The sequence below is a fragment of the Streptomyces sp. NPDC041122 genome (assembly GCF_055592445.1).
Genome location: NZ_JBVIYQ010000001.1, coordinates 1,204,925 through 1,223,834 on the forward strand (window position 1 = coordinate 1,204,925; position 18,910 = coordinate 1,223,834).

The following is an 18,910-nucleotide window of genomic DNA, read 5'->3' on the forward strand; positions in this document are numbered from 1 at the left end:
CTGACTACTTGTCGCCCTTCAGGGCGTCCATCGCGCGCGCGGTGACCTCTTCGACCTTGCCGAGCGCCGAGATCGTCACGACCAGACCCTGGGTCCGGTAGTAGTCGATGATCGGCTCGGTCTGCGTGTGGTAGACCTCGAGGCGCTTGCGGACCGTGTCCTCGCTGTCGTCCTCGCGCTGGTAGAGCTCGCCGCCGCAGACGTCGCAGACGCCGTCCTGCTTCGGCTTGCTGTACGTCACGTGGAAGACGTGGCTGGAGTCCTTGCGGCAGATGCGCCGGCCGGCGATCCGCTTGACGACCTCGTCCTCGGGGACCTCCAGGTCCAGGACGGCGTCGAGCTTCACGTCATCGGCCTTGAGCGCGACGTCCAGCGCCTCCGCCTGCGACACGTTGCGCGGGAATCCGTCGAGCAGGAAGCCGTTCTCGGCGTCCGGCTGGGCCATGCGGTCCTTCGCCATGCCGATGGTCACCTCGTCGGGGACGAGGTTGCCGGCGTCCATGTACGCCTTCGCCTGCTTGCCCAGCTCCGTGCCCTGGCTGATGTTGGCACGGAAGAGGTCGCCCGTGGAGATGTGCGGGATCGACAGGTTCTTGGCGAGGAACGCGGCCTGCGTTCCCTTGCCCGCACCGGGCGGCCCGACGAGGACGATTCGCATCAGCGGAGGAACCCTTCGTAATTGCGCTGCTGGAGCTGGCTCTCGATCTGCTTCACGGTTTCCAGACCCACACCCACGATGATGAGGATGCTCGTCCCGCCGAACGGGAAGTTCTGGTTTGCCCCGAAGCCCACCAACGCCATCGTCGGCACAAGAGCGATCAGACCCAGATACAGCGAACCCGGCCACGTGATCCGGTTGAGTACGTAACTCAGATACTCAGCGGTCGGACGGCCAGCCCGGATGCCCGGGATGAAGCCACCATACTTCTTCATGTTGTCGGCGACTTCCTCGGGGTTGAACGAGATCGCGACGTAGAAGAAGGCGAAGAAGACGATCAGAATGAAGTACGTGGCGATGTAAATCGGGTGGTCACCCTTGGTCAGGTTCGCCTCGATCCACGTCTTCCATCCCGAGTTGCCGCCCGCGAACTGGGCGACCAGCGCCGGAATGTAGAGCAGCGAGGAGGCGAAGATCACAGGGATGATGCCCGCCTGATTGACCTTCAGCGGAATGTAGGTCGACGTACCGCCGTAGGACCGGCGGCCGATCATGCGCTTCGCGTACTGGACCGGAATGCGGCGCTGCGCCTGCTCGACGAAGACCACCAGGCCGACCATCACCAGACCGACCGCGATGACGGTGCCGAACTCGATCCAGCCGCCCGCCAGGTCACCCTGCTGCTTGATGGCCCACAGGGCGCTCGGGAAGGTCGCGGCGATCGAGATGAACATCAGGATCGACATGCCGTTGCCGATGCCGCGGTCGGTGATGAGCTCGCCGAGCCACATGACGCAGGCGGTGCCGGCGGTCATCGTGATGACCATCGTGATGGTCACGAAGATCGACTGGTCGGGGACGATCTCGCTGGCGACGGGGCAGCTCTGGAAGAGGGTGCCGGTGCGGGCGGTGGCCACCAGGCCGGTGCCCTGCAGGATCGCGAGCGCGATGGTCAGATAGCGCGTGTACTGCGTGATCTTCGCTGTGCCGGCCTGGCCCTCCTTCTTGAGGGCCTCGAGTCGCGGGATCACCACGGTCAGCAGCTGCAGAATGATGCTCGCCGTGATGTACGGCATGATGCCGAGCGCGAAGATCGTGATCTGCAGCAGCGCGCCACCGCTGAACATGTTGACGAGACCGAACAGGCCCTGGTTCGCATTGGCGTTGTCAATGCAGGTCTGCACGTTCTTGTAGTCGATACCGGGGATCGGCACGTGCGTGCCCACCCGGTAGATCACGATGATGCCGAGCGTGAAGAGCAGCTTCTTGCGCAGGTCGGGCGTCTTGAACGCCCGGGCGAACGCGGTGAGCACGGTGCCTCCTGCGACCCCCGCGCGCGTGCGTCAGAGGTGGTGGTCTGAGGTTCGACGAATACGTATCAGTCAAGAAAACCGTGCGGCCGGGCCGCACGGAGCTTGGACAGTGCACGCCACCTTACCGGCGACCGTGCCCCCCTTGGAACGACCAACCGGGGATGCCCCTTTTGTGGGGCATCCCCGGCTGGGAATCGCTCATGTCATCGACACGTCTGAGGGAATATCAGACGAGCTCGGTGACGGTACCGCCGGCGGCGGTGATCTTCTCCTTGGCGGAACCGGAGACGGCGTCGACCGTCACCTGCAGCGCCACGGTGACCTCACCCTGGCCGAGGACCTTGACGAGGCTGTTCTTGCGAACCGCACCCTTGGCCACGAGGGCCTCGACGGTGACCTCGCCACCCTCGGGGAACAGCGCGCTCAGCTTGTCGAGGTTCACGACCTGGAACTCGGTCTTGAACGGGTTCTTGAAGCCCTTGAGCTTCGGGAGACGCATGTGGAGGGGCATCTGGCCACCCTCGAAGCGCTCCGGAACCTGGTAACGGGCCTTGGTGCCCTTGGTACCACGACCAGCGGTCTTACCCTTGGACGCCTCACCACGACCCACACGGGTCTTGGCGGTCTTGGCACCCGGGGCGGGCCGGAGGTTGTGGACCTTCAGCGGGTTCTGCTCCGCCATGTCAGTCGACCTCCTCAACCGTCACGAGGTGGCGGACGGTGTGCACCATGCCGCGGAACTCGGGGCGGTCCTCCTTGACGACCTGCGTGTTGATGCCCTTGAGACCAAGGGAGCGCAGGGTGTCGCGGTGGTTCTGCTTGCTGCCGATGTACGACTTCGTCTGCGTGATCTTGAGCTGTGCCATTACGCAGCACCAGCCCCGGCACGCGCCCGCAGCAGAGCCGCGGGAGCGACGTCCTCGAGGGGCAGACCACGGCGAGCCGCGATCTCCTCGGGACGCTGCAGGCCCTTGAGGGCCGCGACGGTCGCGTGCACGATGTTGATCGCGTTCGACGAACCGAGCGACTTCGACAGGATGTCGTGCACGCCGGCGCACTCGAGCACGGCACGCACCGGACCACCGGCGATAACACCGGTACCGGGGGAAGCAGGCTTGAGCAGGACGACGCCCGCGGCCTTCTCGCCCGTGATCGGGTGCGGGATGGTGCCCTGGATACGGGGGACCTTGAAGAAGTGCTTCTTGGCCTCCTCAACACCCTTGGCGATGGCGGCCGGCACCTCCTTGGCCTTGCCGTAACCGACACCCACGGTGCCGTCACCGTCGCCCACTACGACGAGCGCAGTGAAGCTGAAGCGACGACCACCCTTCACAACCTTGGCGACACGGTTGATCGCGACAACGCGCTCAACGTATGCGGTCTTCTCGGCGGCAGCGCCACCGTCGCGACCCTTCCGGTCCCGCCGCTCGCCGCCACCGGCACCGCCACCGCGGCGCTGGGGTCCAGCCATTGGAATTACCTCTCTCTGTTTCCGCTAGCTACGGAACCGACTCAGAACTTGAGTCCGGCTTCGCGGGCGGCGTCCGCCAGGGCGGCGATGCGCCCGGCGTACTGGTTACCACCACGGTCGAACACGACAGTCTCGACACCGGCGGCCTTGGCGCGCTCGGCGACCAGGGCGCCGACCGACTTGGCGGCCGCGGACTTGTCGCCCTCGGCACCGCGGATCGTGCTGTCCAGGGTCGACGCCGACGCCAGGGTGTGACCCTTGATGTCGTCGATGACCTGGGCCACGATGTGGCGGTTGGAGCGCGTCACGACCAGGCGCGGACGCTCAGCCGTACCCGAGATGTGCTTACGGATGCGGATGTGACGACGCTTGATGGCAGCACGCTTGTAAGCGTCGCCCTTAGCAATCTTGACACCGTATGCCATGGCTTACTTACCCGCCTTTCCGACCTTGCGGCGGATGACTTCGCCTTCGTACTTGACGCCCTTGGCCTTGTACGGGTCGGGCTTGCGCAGCTTGCGGATGTTGGCCGCAACCTCGCCGACCTTCTGCTTGTCGATGCCCTCGACCGAGAAACGGGTCGCGGACTCCACCTTGAAGGTGATGCCCTCGGGGGCCTCGACCAGGATCGGGTGGCTGTAGCCCAGCGAGAACTCCAGGTTGGAGCCCTTCGCGAGGACGCGGTAACCGACACCGCTGATTTCGAGCTTCTTCACGTAACCCTGGGTCACGCCGGTGATCATGTTCGCCACCAGCGTGCGGGACAGGCCGTGCAGGGCCTTGTTCTGACGCTCGTCGTTCGGACGGGTGACGTTCAGAACGCCGTCCTCGTCCTTAGCGATCTCGATCGGCGCGACAACGGTGTGCGAGAGGGAACCCTTGGGGCCCTTCACCGCGACCGTACGGCCGTCGATGGTGACGTCCACGCCGGCGGGAACCGTGATGGGGAGCTTGCCAATACGCGACATTAGCTATTCCTCCGTTCCCGACTACCAGACGTAGGCGAGGACTTCCCCACCTACGCCCTTCTTGCCTGCCTGCTGGCCGGTCAGGAGACCGTGCGACGTGGAGATGATCGCCACGCCGAGGCCGCCGAGGACCTTCGGCAGGTTGGTGGACTTCGCGTAAACCCGGAGACCGGGCTTGGAGATCCGCTTGATGCCCGCGATGGAGCGCTCACGGTTCGGGCCGAACTTCAGCTCGAGAACGAGGTTCTTGCCGACCTCGGCGTCCTCGACCTTCCAGCCCGTGATGAAGCCCTCCTGCTGGAGGATCTCCGCGATGTGAGACTTGATCTTGCTGTGCGGCATCGCCACGGTGTCGTGGTACGCCGAGTTCGCGTTACGCAGACGAGTCAGCATGTCCGCGATCGGATCAGTCATGGTCATGAATTGGCCTTCGGCCTCTCTCGCCGGGGTTTCCTATCTGCGCCATCCCTCTCCCCACTCAGAGGCGGGACGGGTGCGGCGCGGGGACCTACGGCGTAGTAAGTCGGTCAGGGCGACAGACGCCCAACCCTCCTAGCCTAAGCCATGCGGAGGAGGGCGGCTGCCAACCCTTTACTTACCGAGAGATCCAGACAGTCCCAAAAACCTTCGAAAAGGTGGGGACTACCAGGAGCTCTTGGTCACGCCCGGCAGCTCGCCACGGTGAGCCATCTCACGAAGGCACACGCGGCAGAGGCCGAACTTGCGGTAGACGGAGTGCGGACGGCCGCAGCGCTGGCAGCGGGTGTACGCACGCACACCGAACTTGGGCTTACGAGCAGCCTTGGCAATCAGAGCCTTCTTCGCCATCTCGCTTACGCCTCCTTGAAGGGGAAGCCGAGGTGACGAAGGAGCGCACGGCCCTCAGCGTCGTTGGTCGCCGTGGTGACCACGGTGATGTCCATACCCCGGACGCGGTCGATCTTGTCCTGGTCGATCTCGTGGAACATGACCTGCTCCGTGAGACCGAAGGTGTAGTTGCCACGGCCGTCGAACTGCTTGGGGGACAGACCACGGAAGTCGCGGATGCGCGGCAGCGCGAGCGACAGGGTGCGGTCCAGGAACTCCCACATGCGGTCGCCACGGAGCGTGACGTGGCAGCCGATCGGCTGACCCTCGCGCAGCTTGAACTGCGCGATGGACTTCCGGGCCTTGGTGATGGCCGGCTTCTGACCGGTGATGGTGGTCAGGTCACGGACGGCACCGTCCATGAGCTTCGAGTCACGGGCGGCGTCGCCGACACCCATGTTGACCACGATCTTGACGAGGCCGGGGATCTGCATGACGTTCTCGTAGGAGAACTCTTCCTGCAGCTTGCCCGCGATCTCCTCGCGGTACTTCGTCTTGAGACGCGGAGTGGTGGTGGTCGTCATCAGATGTCCTCACCCGTCCGCTTGGCAACGCGGATCTTGTTGCCCTCGTCGTCGAAGCGGTAACCGACGCGCGTGACGACCTTGTTGCCGTCCTTCTCCACGACCAGCTGGACGTTGGAGACGTGGACGGGGGCCTCGGTGGTCACGATGCCGCCGGCCTGCGAGCCGCTGGCGGTCGGGCCGGCCTTCGTGTGCTTCTTGACCCGGTTGACACCCTCGACCAGGACGCGCTCGTCGCGCGGGTAAGCGGCAATGACCTTGCCCTGCTTGCCCTTGTCCTTACCGGTGATGACCTGGACCAGGTCGCCCTTCTTGATCTTCATGCTTACAGCACCTCCGGCGCGAGCGAGATGATCTTCATGAACTTCTTCTCGCGCAGCTCACGGCCGACGGGGCCGAAGATACGGGTGCCGCGAGGGTCGCCGTCGTTCTTCAGAATGACGGCGGCGTTCTCGTCGAAGCGGATGTACGAGCCGTCCGGACGGCGGCGCTCCTTGACGGTGCGAACGATGACCGCCTTGACGACGTCACCCTTCTTCACGTTGCCACCGGGGATCGCGTCCTTCACGGTGGCGACGATGACGTCACCGATGCCCGCGTAGCGGCGACCCGAGCCACCGAGAACACGGATGGTGAGAATTTCCTTCGCACCCGTGTTGTCGGCGACGCGCAGTCGCGACTCCTGCTGGATCACGTCTATCTCCTGTTTGTCTGCCGGTTCCCCCGGGGCAGTTCAGCGAACTGCCCCGGGAGCCTGGCGGAACGAACTCCGAGGGATACCCCTAGGAGCTGTACTTGTTGGAATTCCCTTGCGGGAATTACCTACTTGGCCTTCTCGAGGATCTCGACGATGCGCCAGCGCTTGGTGGCGGACAGCGGACGCGTCTCCATCAGGAGGACGCGGTCGCCGACGCCGGCAGCGTTCTGCTCGTCGTGCGCCTTGAGCTTGTTCGTACGGCGGATGACCTTGCCGTACAGCGCGTGGGTCACGCGGTCCTCGACAGCGACGACGACGGTCTTGTCCATCTTGTCGCTGACGACAAGACCCTGACGGGTCTTGCGGAAGCCGCGGGCGGCCTTCGTCTCTTCAGTCACGTTGCTCTCGCTCATCAGGCGCTCTCCACCGTCTCGATGCCCAGCTCGCGCTCACGCATCAGGGTGTAGATCCGCGCGATGTCCTTACGGACGGCCTTGAGCCGACCGTGGTTCTCGAGCTGACCCGTCGCCGCCTGGAAGCGGAGGTTGAACAGCTCTTCCTTGGCTTCGCGAAGCTTGTTGACAAGCTCCTCGTCGCCCAGTTCGCGCAGCTCGGACGCCTTGGTACCGGCCGACATCACGACTCACCTGCCTCGCGCCGGACGATGCGGCACTTCATCGGAAGCTTGTGAGCAGCGCGGGTGAGCGCCTCACGAGCAATCTTCTCGTTCGGGTACGACAGCTCGAACATCACCCGTCCCGGGTGAACGTTCGCGACCCACCACTCCGGAGAACCCTTACCGGAACCCATGCGGGTCTCGGCAGGCTTCTTGGTGAGGGGGCGGTCCGGGTAGATGTTGATCCAGACCTTGCCGCCACGCTTGATGTGGCGGGTCATCGCGATACGAGCCGCCTCGATCTGGCGGTTGGTCACGTACGCCGGCGTGAGGGCCTGAATGCCGTACTCGCCGAATGCGACCGTCGTACCACCCTTGGCCTGACCGCGGCGCTTGGGGTGGTGCTGCTTGCGGTGCTTGACCCTACGGGGGATCAGCATTTCGGTCAGGCCTCCGTTCCGGTGCTCTCAGCCGGAGCGGCAGCGGCGGCGGGAGCGTCGGCCTTGGGGGCCTCGGCAGCCGGCGCGGACTGCTGCTGCGGCTTGCGGCCGCGGCCGCCACGCTCGCCACCGCGGCCACCACGGGCCGGGCGGTCGTTGCCGCCGCCACGGGCCGGGCGGTTACCCGCACGGGCAGCGGCGTTCTCGGCGCGGACCTCGGCGATGTTCTTGACGTCGCCCTTGTAGATCCAGACCTTCACGCCGATGCGGCCGAAGGTCGTCTTGGCCTCGAAGAAGCCGTAGTCGACGTTGGCGCGGAGCGTGTGCAGGGGCACGCGGCCCTCGCGGTAGAACTCCGAGCGCGACATCTCGGCGCCGCCGAGACGGCCACCACACTGGATCTTGATGCCCTTGGCGCCCGCCTTCATCGCCGACTGCATGCTCTTGCGCATGGCACGACGGAAGGAGACGCGGGAGGACAGCTGCTCCGCCACGGCCTGGGCCACGAGCTGAGCGTCGACCTCGGGGTTCTTGACCTCGAGGATGTTCAGCTGGACCTGCTTGCCCGTGAGCTTCTCGAGGTCACCGCGGATGCGGTCGGCCTCGGCGCCACGGCGGCCGATGACGATGCCGGGACGAGCGGTGTGGATGTCCACACGCACGCGGTCACGGGTGCGCTCGATCTCCACCTTCGAGATGCCGGCGCGCTCCATGCCGGACGTCATCATCCGACGGATGGCGACGTCTTCCTTGACGTAGTCCTTGTACAGCTTGTCGGCGTACCAACGCGACTTGAAGTCGGTCGTGACACCGAGCCGGAACCCGTGCGGGTTTACCTTCTGGCCCATTACCGGGTTCCTTCCTTGCTGCTGACGACCACGGTGATGTGGCTGGTCCGCTTACGGATCCGGTAGGCACGACCCTGCGCACGCGGACGGAACCGCTTCAGGGTCGGGCCCTCATCCACGTACGCCTCGCTGATGACCAGCGAAGAGGCGTCGGTGTGGTCGTAGTTGTGCGCGGCGTTGGCAATGGCGCTGTCCAGCACCTTGCCGACCGGCACGCTCGCGGCCTGCGGGGCGAAACGCAGGACCGCCTGAGCCTCCGTGGCATCCATGCCACGGATGAGGTCCACCACGCGGCGGGCCTTCATGGGCGTGACGCGGATGTACCGCGCCTGGGCCCTGGCTTCCATGGTTGTCCCTTCGGTGTTAGTCATAGTCGTTCCACCCCGCGCTAGCGGCGCTTCGACTTCCGGTCGTCCTTGACGTGGCCGCGGAAGGTGCGAGTCGGCGAGAACTCGCCGAGCTTGTGGCCGACCATCGACTCGGTGACGAACACCGGGATGTGGGTCTTGCCGTTGTGCACCGCGATCGTGTGACCCAGCATGCTGGGAATGATCATCGAGCGACGGGACCAGGTCTTGATGACGTTCTTGGAACCGGCTTCGTTCTGAGCGTCCACCTTCTTTACGAGGTGGTCGTCGACGAAGGGCCCCTTCTTGAGACTGCGCGGCATCTAAACCCGCTCCTAGCGCTTCTTGTTCGACTTGCGGCGACGGACGATGTACTTGTTGCTCGCCTTGTTGCGATCACGAGTACGACCCTCCTTCTTGCCCCACGGCGAGACCGGGTGACGACCACCGGAGGTCTTGCCTTCGCCACCACCGTGCGGGTGGTCGACCGGGTTCATCACGACACCACGCACGGTCGGGCGGACGCCCTTCCAGCGCATGCGGCCGGCCTTGCCCCAGTTGATGTTCGACTGCTCGGCGTTGCCGACCTCGCCGATGGTGGCGCGGCAGCGCACGTCGACGAGACGGATCTCGCCGGACGGCATACGAAGGTGCGCCATGGCGCCTTCCTTCGCGAGCAGCTGCACGGAGGCACCAGCGGAGCGGGCGAACTTCGCGCCGCCGCCGGGCCGCAGCTCGATGGCGTGGAGCGTCGTACCCACCGGGATGTTGCGCAGCGCCATGTTGTTGCCGGGCTTGATGTCGGCACCGGGGCCGCTCTCAATCCGGTCACCCTGCTGCGTGCCGCGCGGGGCGAGGATGTAGCGCTTCTCGCCGTCCGCGTAGTGCAGCAGCGCGATGCGCGCGGTGCGGTTGGGGTCGTACTCGATGTGCGCGACCTTGGCCGGCACACCGTCCTTGTCGTGACGACGGAAGTCGATCACGCGGAAGGCGCGCTTGTGTCCGCCACCCTGGTGGCGAACGGTCACACGACCGGAATTGTTACGGCCGCCCTTGCTGTGCAGCGGGCGAACCAGCGACTTCTCCGGCGTGGACCGCGTTACCTCGACGAAGTCGGCTACGGAGGAGCCACGGCGGCCCGGCGTAGTCGGCTTGTACTTGCGGATTCCCATTTCTCAGTCCTCGTCCGATATTCGGACCAGGGCGCTCCGTTAGGAGGCCTGGCCGAAGATGTCGATACGGTCGCCCTCAGCAAGGGTCACAATCGCGCGCTTGGTGTCGGCACGCTTGCCGAAACCAGACTTGGTGCGCTTGCGCTTGCCCTGACGGTTGATCGTGTTGACTCCGGTGACCTTGACCGAGAAGACCGACTCGACGGCCTGCTTGATCTGGGTCTTGTTGGAGCCGGGGGCCACGATGAACGTGTACTTGCCCTCGTCGAGGAGCGCGTAGGACTTCTCGGAGACGACCGGCTTGACGAGGACGTCGCGCGGGTCCGAGAAGGACTTGCTCAGCGGGGTGGGCTCAACGGCGATCTTGCCCTCGGTCGCGATGCGCTTCGCCTTGGCGACGCGCGCGGCCTTGGCGGCCTTCGCAGCCTTGGACGCGATGCTCTGGTGACGGATGGCCATCAGGCTTCGCTCCCTTCGGTGTCAGTGGCCTGCGGGCCGGACACGAAGGACTCGAACGCGGCCTTGGTGAAGACCACGTCGTCCGACACGAGCACGTCGTACGTGTTCAGCTGGCCCGGCTCCAGGATGTGCACCTGGGGCAGGTTGCGGGCGGAGAGCAGCGAAGTCTCGTCCGCGCGGTCGATGACCAGGAGCACGTTCTTGCGCTCGCTGACCTTGCCGAGCAGCGTCTTCGCGGCCTTGGTGGAGATGTCGCCCTCGACCACGTTGGTGACAACGTGGATACGAGCGTTGCGGGCCCGGTCGGTGAGGGCGTGGCGCAGGGCCGCGGCCTTCATCTTCTTCGGGGTCCGCTGCGAGTAGTCACGCGGCTGCGGGCCGTGGACGACGCCACCGCCGGCGAACTGCGGCGCACGGGTCGAACCCTGGCGCGCGCGGCCGGTGCCCTTCTGGCGGTACGGCTTCTTGCCGCCACCGCGGACTTCGCCACGACGCTTGGTCTTGTGCGTGCCCTGACGGGCCGCGGCCAGCTGGGCGACGACGACCTGGTGGATCAGCGGGATGCTGATCTTCTCGACGTCGAAGATCTCCGCGGGGAGCTCGACCGTCCCGGTCTTGTCGCCTGCCGGCGAAAGGATGTCAATGGTGCTCATGGGTTACCTCAGGCCCCCTTGGCCGCGGTACGGACCAGGACGAGGCCGCCGTTCGGACCAGGAACCGCGCCCTTGATCAGGAGCAGGCCCTTCTCCGCGTCAACGGCGTGGACGGTCAGGTTCTGGGTGGTGACCCGCTCGTTGCCCATGCGACCGGCCATGCGCTGGCCCTTGAAGACACGGCCAGGCGTGGCGCAGCCACCGATGGAGCCGGGCTTGCGGTGCACGCGGTGGGCACCGTGGGAGGCCTTGCCACCGGCGAAGTTGTGACGCTTCATCACACCGGCGAAGCCCTTGCCCTTGCTCTTGCCGGTGACGTCGACCTTGATACCGGCCTCGAACGTCTCGGCGGTCAGCTCCTGGCCGAGGGTGTACTCGCTGGCACCAGCGGTACGGATCTCGACGAGGTGGCGACGGGGGGTCACGTCGGCCTTGGCGAAGTGGCCCTTGAGGGGCTTGTTCACCTTGCGCGGGTCGATCTCGCCGAAGGCGATCTGGACCGACTCGTAGCCGTCGCTGTCATTCGTACGGACCTGGGTAACGACGCAGGGCCCGGCCTTGACCACGGTCACCGGGACGATGCGGTTGTTCTCGTCCCAGACCTGGGTCATGCCGAGCTTCTCGCCCAGGATGCCCTTGATCTGCTTGGTCATCTTCTTCGCGCCCTTCAGAGCTTGATCTCGATGTCAACGCCGGCCGGAAGGTCCAGGCGCATCAGCGAGTCAACGGTCTTGGGGGTCGGGTCGAGGATGTCGATCAGGCGCTTGTGCGTGCGCATCTCGAAGTGCTCGCGAGAGTCCTTGTACTTGTGCGGCGACTTGATGACGCAGTACACGTTCTTCTCAGTGGGCAGCGGCACCGGGCCCGCGACCGACGCACCAGTACGCGTCACCGTCTCGACGATCTTCTTCGCCGAGGAGTCGATGACCTCGTGGTCGTAGGCCTTGAGCCGGATGCGGATCTTCTGTCCCGCCATGGCTACTTAGTAGTCCTTCGTCTCGAACGCTCTGGCACCTCGGGGGCCCTTTTTTCTACTTCCTCCGACCCACGCGGTCGGGCGTGTCGCAGTCCCGCTCACACAATTCTCCCGAAGGAGAATCCCTGCTAGGGGCTGCGGCCCAGATGACCGCGGGTCCGGGGGAAGAAACCCACCGGGCGCCTGGCCGAGCGACCGCACCGCACTTCCCGAAAGATTCCCGTACGTCCGCCTCAGCGCTGCCTGCGGGTCCTTGCGGATCCTTCGGCAGATGGGGCGACGAGTACTGTGGGACTCGCTTCCGGTCCTCCCGGCGGGAGGCGCGCAGCATCGGCACTCAACCGAGCAACCCCGACAGTCTGCCATACGGGGCACGCCGGGTGCCAATCGAGCCGGAGATCGTACCCGGTACGTGACGGAGATCAAACCCGGGGTGCGGTGGGCGCGCCGCAACTCCGTTGGGGCAGGCTGGCGGTGACGATCTCCCGCCGGACGAGACGGAAACCTTGAAGTGACGCAAGCAGCCGCGCCGGGACCGCGCTTCGTCCCCCGCCGATACATCAACCCCCACTTCGAGGACGACGTAGCGTTCTCGCAGGTCAGCGGCCCCGCCGAGTACGCGTCAGGGACGGCTCGCCCGGTGCGGTACGTGGCCGTGGCGGACGAGCGGGGCGCGGTCACCACCTATGTGTGGGCGTGCGACGAGGACGACGCGGCGGGCTGGATCGTGCGCAGGGACGCGGGGTCGCGGGCCCGCAACGACAGCCGCTGGATGCACCGGCTGCGCGAGGGCAAGGCGCGCGGGGTGGCCCCGACGGTGGTCCTGGGCGAGCTGGCGGGGTCGCCGGCGGTGGTGGCGGGGGCGCTCACGACGGCGCCGAGCCTCGGATCCCTGTACGACCTGGCGGACCTGCCGGTGCGGGCCCCCCGGTGGCGCTCGGCCCGCGGAGCCCTCTTCGGCCTGGCGATCGGCGACGCGATGGGCCGCCCGCTCTCGCTCCTCCCCCTGGACGGCATCGCGTCGGCGTACGGGGCGTGGGAGTCGATGGAGCTGCCGCTCTCCGGCGACGGCACGGTCCGCGTCTCCGACCAGACACAGCTGGCGCTCACCGTCGGAGAGGCACTGGCGGCGGTGGCGGTTCCGGCTCCCCTGCCGGAGGCGGATGCGCGCGCCGCCCTCACGGCGCGGGGCGCCCTGCCGGCTCCCCCGTGGCTGACGCCGGGGGCGGTCGCGACGGCGCTGCGCACGCATCTGATCCGCTGGCGGTACTCCCCCGACAACGACCGCGCGCCGGGCCGTACGACGCTGGCCGCGTGCGAGGCGCTGGCGGCGCCGGTCCCGTGGCAGGAGGCGACGGCCGCCGGGTCGAAGGGGTGCGCGGCGGTGGTACGCGCGGCCGTGGTGGGCCTCGCGCCGTATCTGAGCGCCGACCAGCGCTCGGGCATCGCCCAGTTGCAGGCTGCCCTCACGCACGGCCACCCCACCGCGCTGGCGGCGAGCGACCTGGCGGCGCAGGCGGTCCACCTGCTGCGGCATCGCTGCGCGCCCGCCGACCTGCTCGCGGAGCTGCGCGTCCACGCGGAGACGTCCCGCTGCACGTACCGCTCGGACTGGCTGGGGGATCTGGCGCCCCGGGCCGACGCGGCGTCGTTCATCGCGATGGGCTGGGAGGAGTGCGTGGCGGCGCTGGACGCGGTGGAGGCCGCCCTGGGCTCGGGCGACCCCTCCCGCGACCCCGGCGGCGCGGTCGGCGCGGCCCGGGCCTCCGACGCGGTGCTCGCCGGCGCCCTGTACGCCTTCCTGACGACGCAGGCCCACCCCCGCTACACGCTGCGCCGCGCGTCCCACACGTCGGGCGACTCAGCGGCGACGGCGGCCCTGGCGGGAGCCCTGGCAGGGGCGCACCGAGGCTCGTCGGGGTGGCCGCCGGAGTGGATGGAGACGGTGGAGTACGGGCAGCGCCTGGAGGCGCTGGGTGGGGCGTGGGACCGGGACTGAGAAGGCACCGGACACCCGCCGCGCACGCGAAAGAGCCCGTACGACCGAAGTCGTACGGGCTCTCTCAGAGCTCGCAGGAGCTACCAGGCATCAAGCCCAGCAAGTAAGCGGACTTACTTGTTGATCTTGGTGACCTGGCCGGCGCCGACGGTCCGGCCACCCTCACGGATGGCGAACTTCAGGCCCTCTTCCATCGCGACGGGCTGGATGAGCTCCACGGACATCTCCGTGTTGTCACCCGGCATGACCATCTCGGTGCCCTCGGGGAGGGTCACGACGCCGGTCACGTCCGTCGTGCGGAAGTAGAACTGCGGGCGGTAGTTGTTGAAGAACGGGGTGTGACGGCCACCCTCGTCCTTCGACAGGATGTAGGCCTGGGCCTCGAACTCGGTGTGCGGCGTGACCGAACCGGGCTTGATGATGACCTGGCCGCGCTCGACGTCCTCGCGCTTGATGCCACGGAGGAGCAGACCGACGTTCTCACCGGCCTGGCCCTCGTCGAGCAGCTTGCGGAACATCTCGATGCCGGTGACCGTGGTGGTGGTCTTCTCGGTCTTGATGCCGATGATGTCGACGGTCTCGTTGACCTTGAGGACACCACGCTCGATACGACCGGTGACGACGGTGCCACGACCGGTGATCGTGAAGACGTCCTCGATCGGCATCAGGAACGGCTTGTCGACGTCGCGCTCGGGCTCCGGGATGGACTCGTCCACGGCCTTCATGAGCTCGAGGACGGTGTTGCCCCACTCCTTGTCGCCCTCGAGGGCCTTCAGAGCGGAGACCTTGACGACCGGAAGGTCGTCGCCCGGGAACTCGTACTCGGAGAGGAGCTCACGGACCTCGAGCTCGACGAGCTCCAGGATCTCCTCGTCGTCCACCATGTCGGCCTTGTTCAGGGCGACCACGATGTACGGAACGCCGACCTGGCGGGCCAGGAGCACGTGCTCCTTGGTCTGCGGCATCGGGCCGTCGGTGGCGGCGACCACGAGGATGGCGCCGTCCATCTGCGCGGCACCCGTGATCATGTTCTTGATGTAGTCCGCGTGACCGGGGCAGTCGACGTGGGCGTAGTGACGCGCCTCGGTCTGGTACTCGACGTGCGCGATCGAGATCGTGATACCGCGCTGGCGCTCCTCGGGAGCCTTGTCGATCTGGTCGAAGGCCGAGGCCTCGTTCAGGTCGGGGTACGCGTCGTGCAGCACCTTGGTAATGGCGGCCGTGAGGGTCGTCTTACCGTGGTCAATGTGACCGATGGTGCCGATGTTGACGTGCGGCTTAGTCCGCTCGAACTTTGCCTTCGCCACTGAATCCTCCTGCGGAGTGGTTCTGTACGCCTTGCTTCATCGGCGCCAGGTGATCTTTGCTGGGAAGCCAGCCGCCGGGGTTCTTGCCCTGCGGGGTCGAACCCCGACGGATGGTGTCAAGCCTAAAGCGTTAACTGGGGTGAGTTACTCGCCCTTGGCCTTCGCGATGATCTCCTCGGCGACGTTCCGCGGAACCTCGGCGTAGGAGTCGAACTGCATTGAGTAGCTTGCGCGACCCGACGTCTTGCTGCGGAGGTCTCCGACGTAGCCGAACATCTCCGAGAGGGGCACGAGGCCCTTCACGACGCGAGCGCCGCTGCGCTCCTCCATGGCCTGGATCTGGCCACGGCGGGAGTTGATGTCGCCGATGACATCGCCCATGTAGTCCTCGGGCGTGGTGACCTCGACGGCCATCATCGGCTCGAGCAGCACAGGGCTGGCCTTGCGCGCGGCCTCCTTGAAGGCCTGCGAGCCGGCGATCTTGAAGGCGAGCTCCGAGGAGTCGACCTCGTGGTAGGCACCGTCGAGAAGGGTGACGCGGACGCCAGTCATCTCGTAGCCGGCCAGGATGCCGAACTGCATGGCCTCCTGCGCACCGGCGTCCACCGACGGGATGTACTCCCGCGGGATGCGGCCACCGGTGACCTTGTTCACGAACTCGTACGACGCGTCGCCGTCCGTGATGGGCTCGATCGCGATCTGCACCTTGGCGAACTGACCGGTACCACCGGTCTGCTTCTTGTGGGTGTAGTCCACGCGCTCGACGGTCTTGCGGATCGTCTCGCGGTACGCGACCTGCGGCTTGCCGACGTTCGCCTCGACGCGGAATTCGCGCTTCATGCGGTCGACGAGCACCTCGAGGTGAAGCTCGCCCATACCACCGATGATGGTCTGGCCGGTCTCCTCGTCCGAGTGGACCTGGAAGGAGGGGTCCTCCTCCGAGAGACGCTGGATGGCTACACCCAGCTTCTCCTGGTCACCCTTGGACTTCGGCTCGATGGCGACCTGGATGACCGGCGCCGGGAAGTCCATGGACTCCAGGATCACCGGCTGCTTGTCGTCACAGAGCGTCTCACCCGTGGTGGTCTGCTTCAGACCCATGACGGCGACGATGTCACCGGCGCCCACCGACTCGATCTCCTCACGCTTGTTCGCGTGCATGCGGTAGATCTTGCCGATGCGCTCCTTCTTGCCCTTGACGGAGTTCAGCACCGCGGTGCCGGAGTCCAGGCGACCGGAGTAGATCCGGACGAAGGTGAGCTTGCCGAGGTGCGGGTCGCTCGCGATCTTGAACGCGAGGGCCGACAGCGGCTCGTCGTCGGACGGCTTGCGCTTGACGACCGTCTCCGGGTCCTTGACGTCGTGGCCCTCGATGGCCTCGACGTCCAGGGGGGACGGCAGGTAGCGCACGACGGCGTCGAGCAGGGGCTGAACGCCCTTGTTCTTGAACGCGGTGCCGCAGAAGACGGGGGTGACGGTGGTGTCGCCGCCCTTGCCCGACGCGATGGTGACACGACGGATCGCCGCGTACAGCTGCTCCTCGGTGGGCTCCTGGCCCTCGAGGTACAGCTCCATCATCTGCTCGTCGTTCTCGGCCACGGCCTCGAGCAGCTTGCCGCGGTACTCCTCGGCAGCCTCGGTGTGCGTGTCCGGGATGTCGACGATGTCGTAGGCCTCGCCCATCTTGGTCTCTGCGGACCAGACGAAGGCCTTCATCGTGACGAGGTCGACGACGCCCTTGAAGTCAGCCTCTGCGCCGATGGGCAGCTGCATGACGATCGGGGTCGCACCGAGGCGGTCGACGATCATGTCGACACAACGGTGGAACTCGGCACCGGTGCGGTCGAGCTTGTTGACGAAGCAGATACGCGGGACGCCGTAGCGGTCCGCCTGACGCCACACGGTCTCGGACTGGGGCTCAACGCCGGCGACGCCGTCGAACACCGTCACGGCACCGTCGAGCACGCGGAGCGAACGCTCCACCTCGACGGTGAAGTCGACGTGGCCCGGGGTGTCGATGATGTTGATGGTGTGGTCGACGTCGTTCAGCGGCCAGTGACAGGTGGTGGCAGCAGAGGTGATCGTGATGCCACGCTCCTGCTCCTGCTCCATCCAGTCCATCGTGGCGGCGCCGTCGTGGACCTCACCGATCTTGTACGAGACACCGGTGTAGAACAGGATCCGCTCGGTGGTCGTCGTCTTGCCCGCGTCGATGTGGGCCATGATGCCGATGTTGCGCACCTTGGCCAGGTCAAGTGAAGTGGTAGCCATGTCGGCTCAGTCTTCTCTCGGTCTCGATGTGGGTAGCGACTACCAGCGGTAGTGCGCGAAGGCCTTGTTGGACTCGGCCATCTTGTGGGTGTCCTCGCGCTTCTTCACAGCGGCACCGAGGCCGTTGGAGGCGTCGAGGAGCTCGTTGAGCAGACGCTCGGTCATGGTCTTCTCGCGACGGGCGCGGGAGTAACCGACCAGCCAGCGCAGGGCGAGCGTGTTCGCACGGCCCGGCTTGACCTCGATCGGGACCTGGTAGGTCGCGCCACCGACACGGCGGGACTTGACCTCGAGGGTCGGCTTGATGTTCTCAAGCGCGCGCTTCAGCGTGATGACCGGGTCGTTGCCGGTCTTCTCGCGCAGGCCCTCCATGGCGCCGTACACGATGCGCTCGGCGGTGGAGCGCTTGCCGTTCAGCAGCACCTTGTTGATGAGGGAGGTCACCAGAGGAGAACCGTAGACCGGGTCGATGATGACCGGGCGCTTCGGGGCGGGGCCCTTACGAGGCATTCTTACTTCTCCTTCTTGGCGCCGTAGCGGCTGCGGGCCTGCTTGCGGTTCTTGACACCCTGGGTGTCGAGGGAACCGCGGATGATCTTGTAGCGAACACCAGGCAGGTCCTTCACACGGCCACCACGCACGAGCACGATGGAGTGCTCCTGCAGGTTGTGTCCCTCACCCGGAATGTAGGCCGTGACCTCGATCCCAGAGGTCAGACGCACACGCGCGACCTTACGGAGGGCCGAGTTCGGCTTCTTCGGGGTGGTCGTGAACACACGCGTGCAGACGCCACGGCGCTGGGGCGAACCCTCGAGTGCGGGCGTCTTGTTCTTCTCGACCTTGTCCTGCCGGCCCTTGCGGACCAGCTGCTGGATCGTAGGCACTACTTCTCCGGTTTCTGTGTGCCGAATAGTAAAGCTAACCCGGAACGTCGCCGACCCACGCGGTCGGGTGTGTCGAATGCTGCAGACTCCCGCCGCAAGGCGGAAAGGGGCGCAGATTACGGTGGCCGTTGACGGACTCGTGATGCGGTTGAAGACACGCGCACGAGCCCAGGCACACCCCAGGCACAAGGTCTGAGCGTACCTACCTCATCGAGTCTGGTCAAAACAAATGCGATGGGCCCCGACACGCCGGGCATCTGAATGCATCGGGGACACCCCGGAATGCCTTGATCAATTCGGTATCGGCCCGCATTCTCGCCCGAAAGCCCAGGTCCGGAGGTGCACCGGCGCCCCGGCCTGCCCCGCGGCGGCCCGGCACGGTCCCTCACGGCCACGGAGCGGGCGCAGGGGGCCCGGGGAGGTGGTGAAGCCGTCTCCGG

The 18,910-nt window shown here is 66.3% G+C and carries 28 protein-coding genes; 1 reads left to right on the forward strand and 27 read right to left on the reverse strand.

Annotated elements, in window-relative coordinates; all coding sequences use genetic code 11:
* Nucleotides 1–4: 4 nt before the first annotated feature.
* The 23 genes from ACZ6B8_RS05250 to rpsJ form a co-directional block, all read right to left on the reverse strand.
* A complete protein-coding gene (locus ACZ6B8_RS05250) occupies nt 5–658 on the reverse strand; it encodes an adenylate kinase (protein WP_471084553.1) in 654 nt (217 codons plus the stop codon).
* The gene (gene secY, locus ACZ6B8_RS05255) at nt 658–1,971 is read right to left on the reverse strand and encodes a preprotein translocase subunit SecY (protein ID WP_362363447.1); all 1,314 of its coding nucleotides are present in this window, start codon (nt 1,969–1,971) and stop codon (nt 658–660) included. The genes ACZ6B8_RS05250 and secY overlap by 1 nt, the downstream gene beginning before the upstream one ends.
* A gap of 226 nt (nt 1,972–2,197) precedes the next feature.
* Complete coding sequence (rplO, locus tag ACZ6B8_RS05260) at nt 2,198–2,653, reverse strand: 50S ribosomal protein L15 (RefSeq protein WP_098244248.1); 456 nt, start codon at nt 2,651–2,653, stop codon at nt 2,198–2,200.
* Between the two features lies 1 nt (nt 2,654).
* A complete protein-coding gene (gene rpmD, locus ACZ6B8_RS05265) occupies nt 2,655–2,837 on the reverse strand; it encodes a 50S ribosomal protein L30 (RefSeq protein ID WP_005481207.1) in 183 nt (60 codons plus the stop codon).
* Nucleotides 2,837–3,442 (reverse strand): 30S ribosomal protein S5, encoded by a 606-nt coding sequence (rpsE, locus tag ACZ6B8_RS05270; RefSeq protein WP_389714785.1) that lies wholly within the window; start codon nt 3,440–3,442, stop codon nt 2,837–2,839. The genes rpmD and rpsE overlap by 1 nt, the downstream gene beginning before the upstream one ends.
* A 41-nt stretch (nt 3,443–3,483) precedes the next feature.
* Nucleotides 3,484–3,867 (reverse strand): 50S ribosomal protein L18, encoded by a 384-nt coding sequence (rplR, locus tag ACZ6B8_RS05275; protein ID WP_127912613.1) that lies wholly within the window; start codon nt 3,865–3,867, stop codon nt 3,484–3,486.
* Between the two features lie 3 nt (nt 3,868–3,870).
* Nucleotides 3,871–4,410: a 50S ribosomal protein L6 gene (gene rplF, locus ACZ6B8_RS05280; RefSeq protein ID WP_362363444.1), complete on the reverse strand. Its 540-nt coding sequence runs from the start codon at nt 4,408–4,410 to the stop codon at nt 3,871–3,873.
* Nucleotides 4,411–4,431: 21 nt separating this feature from the next.
* Nucleotides 4,432–4,830: a 30S ribosomal protein S8 gene (gene rpsH / locus ACZ6B8_RS05285; protein WP_018528360.1), complete on the reverse strand. Its 399-nt coding sequence runs from the start codon at nt 4,828–4,830 to the stop codon at nt 4,432–4,434.
* 222 nt (nt 4,831–5,052) lie between these two features.
* A complete protein-coding gene (locus tag ACZ6B8_RS05290; protein WP_003956452.1) occupies nt 5,053–5,238 on the reverse strand; it encodes a type Z 30S ribosomal protein S14 in 186 nt (61 codons plus the stop codon).
* Nucleotides 5,239–5,243: 5 nt separating this feature from the next.
* Complete coding sequence (gene rplE / locus ACZ6B8_RS05295) at nt 5,244–5,801, reverse strand: 50S ribosomal protein L5 (RefSeq protein WP_355803841.1); 558 nt, start codon at nt 5,799–5,801, stop codon at nt 5,244–5,246.
* Nucleotides 5,801–6,124, reverse strand: coding sequence for a 50S ribosomal protein L24 (rplX, locus tag ACZ6B8_RS05300; RefSeq protein WP_016645174.1), 324 nt, complete (start codon nt 6,122–6,124; stop codon nt 5,801–5,803). Before rplX ends, rplE begins: the two co-directional genes overlap by 1 nt.
* Before the next feature lie 2 nt (nt 6,125–6,126).
* Entirely contained in the window at nt 6,127–6,495 is a 369-nt protein-coding gene (gene rplN / locus ACZ6B8_RS05305; RefSeq protein WP_003974257.1) for a 50S ribosomal protein L14, read from the reverse strand.
* Nucleotides 6,496–6,623: 128 nt separating this feature from the next.
* Nucleotides 6,624–6,911, reverse strand: coding sequence for a 30S ribosomal protein S17 (gene rpsQ / locus ACZ6B8_RS05310; protein WP_150171090.1), 288 nt, complete (start codon nt 6,909–6,911; stop codon nt 6,624–6,626).
* Nucleotides 6,911–7,135, reverse strand: a complete 225-nt coding sequence (gene rpmC / locus ACZ6B8_RS05315; protein ID WP_127912615.1) for a 50S ribosomal protein L29 — start codon at nt 7,133–7,135, stop codon at nt 6,911–6,913. The genes rpsQ and rpmC overlap by 1 nt, the downstream gene beginning before the upstream one ends.
* Nucleotides 7,135–7,554: a 50S ribosomal protein L16 gene (gene rplP / locus ACZ6B8_RS05320; protein WP_030782563.1), complete on the reverse strand. Its 420-nt coding sequence runs from the start codon at nt 7,552–7,554 to the stop codon at nt 7,135–7,137. Before rplP ends, rpmC begins: the two co-directional genes overlap by 1 nt.
* A 5-nt stretch (nt 7,555–7,559) precedes the next feature.
* Nucleotides 7,560–8,402, reverse strand: a complete 843-nt coding sequence (rpsC, locus tag ACZ6B8_RS05325; RefSeq protein WP_125514476.1) for a 30S ribosomal protein S3 — start codon at nt 8,400–8,402, stop codon at nt 7,560–7,562.
* Nucleotides 8,402–8,749, reverse strand: coding sequence for a 50S ribosomal protein L22 (gene rplV / locus ACZ6B8_RS05330; protein ID WP_004571827.1), 348 nt, complete (start codon nt 8,747–8,749; stop codon nt 8,402–8,404). Before rplV ends, rpsC begins: the two co-directional genes overlap by 1 nt.
* Before the next feature lie 41 nt (nt 8,750–8,790).
* Nucleotides 8,791–9,072: a 30S ribosomal protein S19 gene (rpsS, locus tag ACZ6B8_RS05335; protein ID WP_069770399.1), complete on the reverse strand. Its 282-nt coding sequence runs from the start codon at nt 9,070–9,072 to the stop codon at nt 8,791–8,793.
* 12 nt (nt 9,073–9,084) lie between these two features.
* Entirely contained in the window at nt 9,085–9,921 is an 837-nt protein-coding gene (gene rplB, locus ACZ6B8_RS05340; RefSeq protein ID WP_355803847.1) for a 50S ribosomal protein L2, read from the reverse strand.
* Nucleotides 9,922–9,960: 39 nt separating this feature from the next.
* Entirely contained in the window at nt 9,961–10,380 is a 420-nt protein-coding gene (gene rplW / locus ACZ6B8_RS05345; protein WP_223776220.1) for a 50S ribosomal protein L23, read from the reverse strand.
* Nucleotides 10,380–11,033, reverse strand: coding sequence for a 50S ribosomal protein L4 (rplD, locus tag ACZ6B8_RS05350; RefSeq protein ID WP_355803850.1), 654 nt, complete (start codon nt 11,031–11,033; stop codon nt 10,380–10,382). The genes rplW and rplD overlap by 1 nt, the downstream gene beginning before the upstream one ends.
* 8 nt (nt 11,034–11,041) lie before the next feature.
* A complete protein-coding gene (gene rplC / locus ACZ6B8_RS05355; protein WP_055553489.1) occupies nt 11,042–11,686 on the reverse strand; it encodes a 50S ribosomal protein L3 in 645 nt (214 codons plus the stop codon).
* A gap of 14 nt (nt 11,687–11,700) precedes the next feature.
* Complete coding sequence (gene rpsJ / locus ACZ6B8_RS05360) at nt 11,701–12,009, reverse strand: 30S ribosomal protein S10 (protein WP_003948644.1); 309 nt, start codon at nt 12,007–12,009, stop codon at nt 11,701–11,703.
* A gap of 511 nt (nt 12,010–12,520) precedes the next feature.
* Between rpsJ and ACZ6B8_RS05365 the strand changes: the two genes are divergently transcribed.
* Complete coding sequence (locus ACZ6B8_RS05365; RefSeq protein WP_471606330.1) at nt 12,521–14,008, forward strand: ADP-ribosylglycohydrolase family protein; 1,488 nt, start codon at nt 12,521–12,523, stop codon at nt 14,006–14,008.
* A gap of 113 nt (nt 14,009–14,121) precedes the next feature.
* Here ACZ6B8_RS05365 and tuf read toward each other — a convergent pair whose 3' ends face one another.
* From tuf to rpsL, 4 genes are all read right to left on the reverse strand, one after another.
* On the reverse strand, nt 14,122–15,315 hold the full coding sequence (gene tuf, locus ACZ6B8_RS05370) for an elongation factor Tu (RefSeq protein ID WP_150171078.1): 1,194 nt from the start codon (nt 15,313–15,315) through the stop codon (nt 14,122–14,124).
* Nucleotides 15,316–15,459: 144 nt separating this feature from the next.
* Nucleotides 15,460–17,586: an elongation factor G gene (gene fusA / locus ACZ6B8_RS05375; RefSeq protein WP_471084530.1), complete on the reverse strand. Its 2,127-nt coding sequence runs from the start codon at nt 17,584–17,586 to the stop codon at nt 15,460–15,462.
* Between the two features lie 39 nt (nt 17,587–17,625).
* Nucleotides 17,626–18,096 carry a 30S ribosomal protein S7 gene (gene rpsG / locus ACZ6B8_RS05380; RefSeq protein ID WP_003974303.1) on the reverse strand — a complete coding sequence of 157 codons (471 nt, stop codon included), beginning with the start codon at nt 18,094–18,096 and terminating at the stop codon, nt 17,626–17,628.
* Nucleotides 18,097–18,098: 2 nt separating this feature from the next.
* Nucleotides 18,099–18,470 (reverse strand): 30S ribosomal protein S12, encoded by a 372-nt coding sequence (gene rpsL / locus ACZ6B8_RS05385; RefSeq protein ID WP_003948652.1) that lies wholly within the window; start codon nt 18,468–18,470, stop codon nt 18,099–18,101.
* Nucleotides 18,471–18,910: the final 440 nt, after the last annotated feature.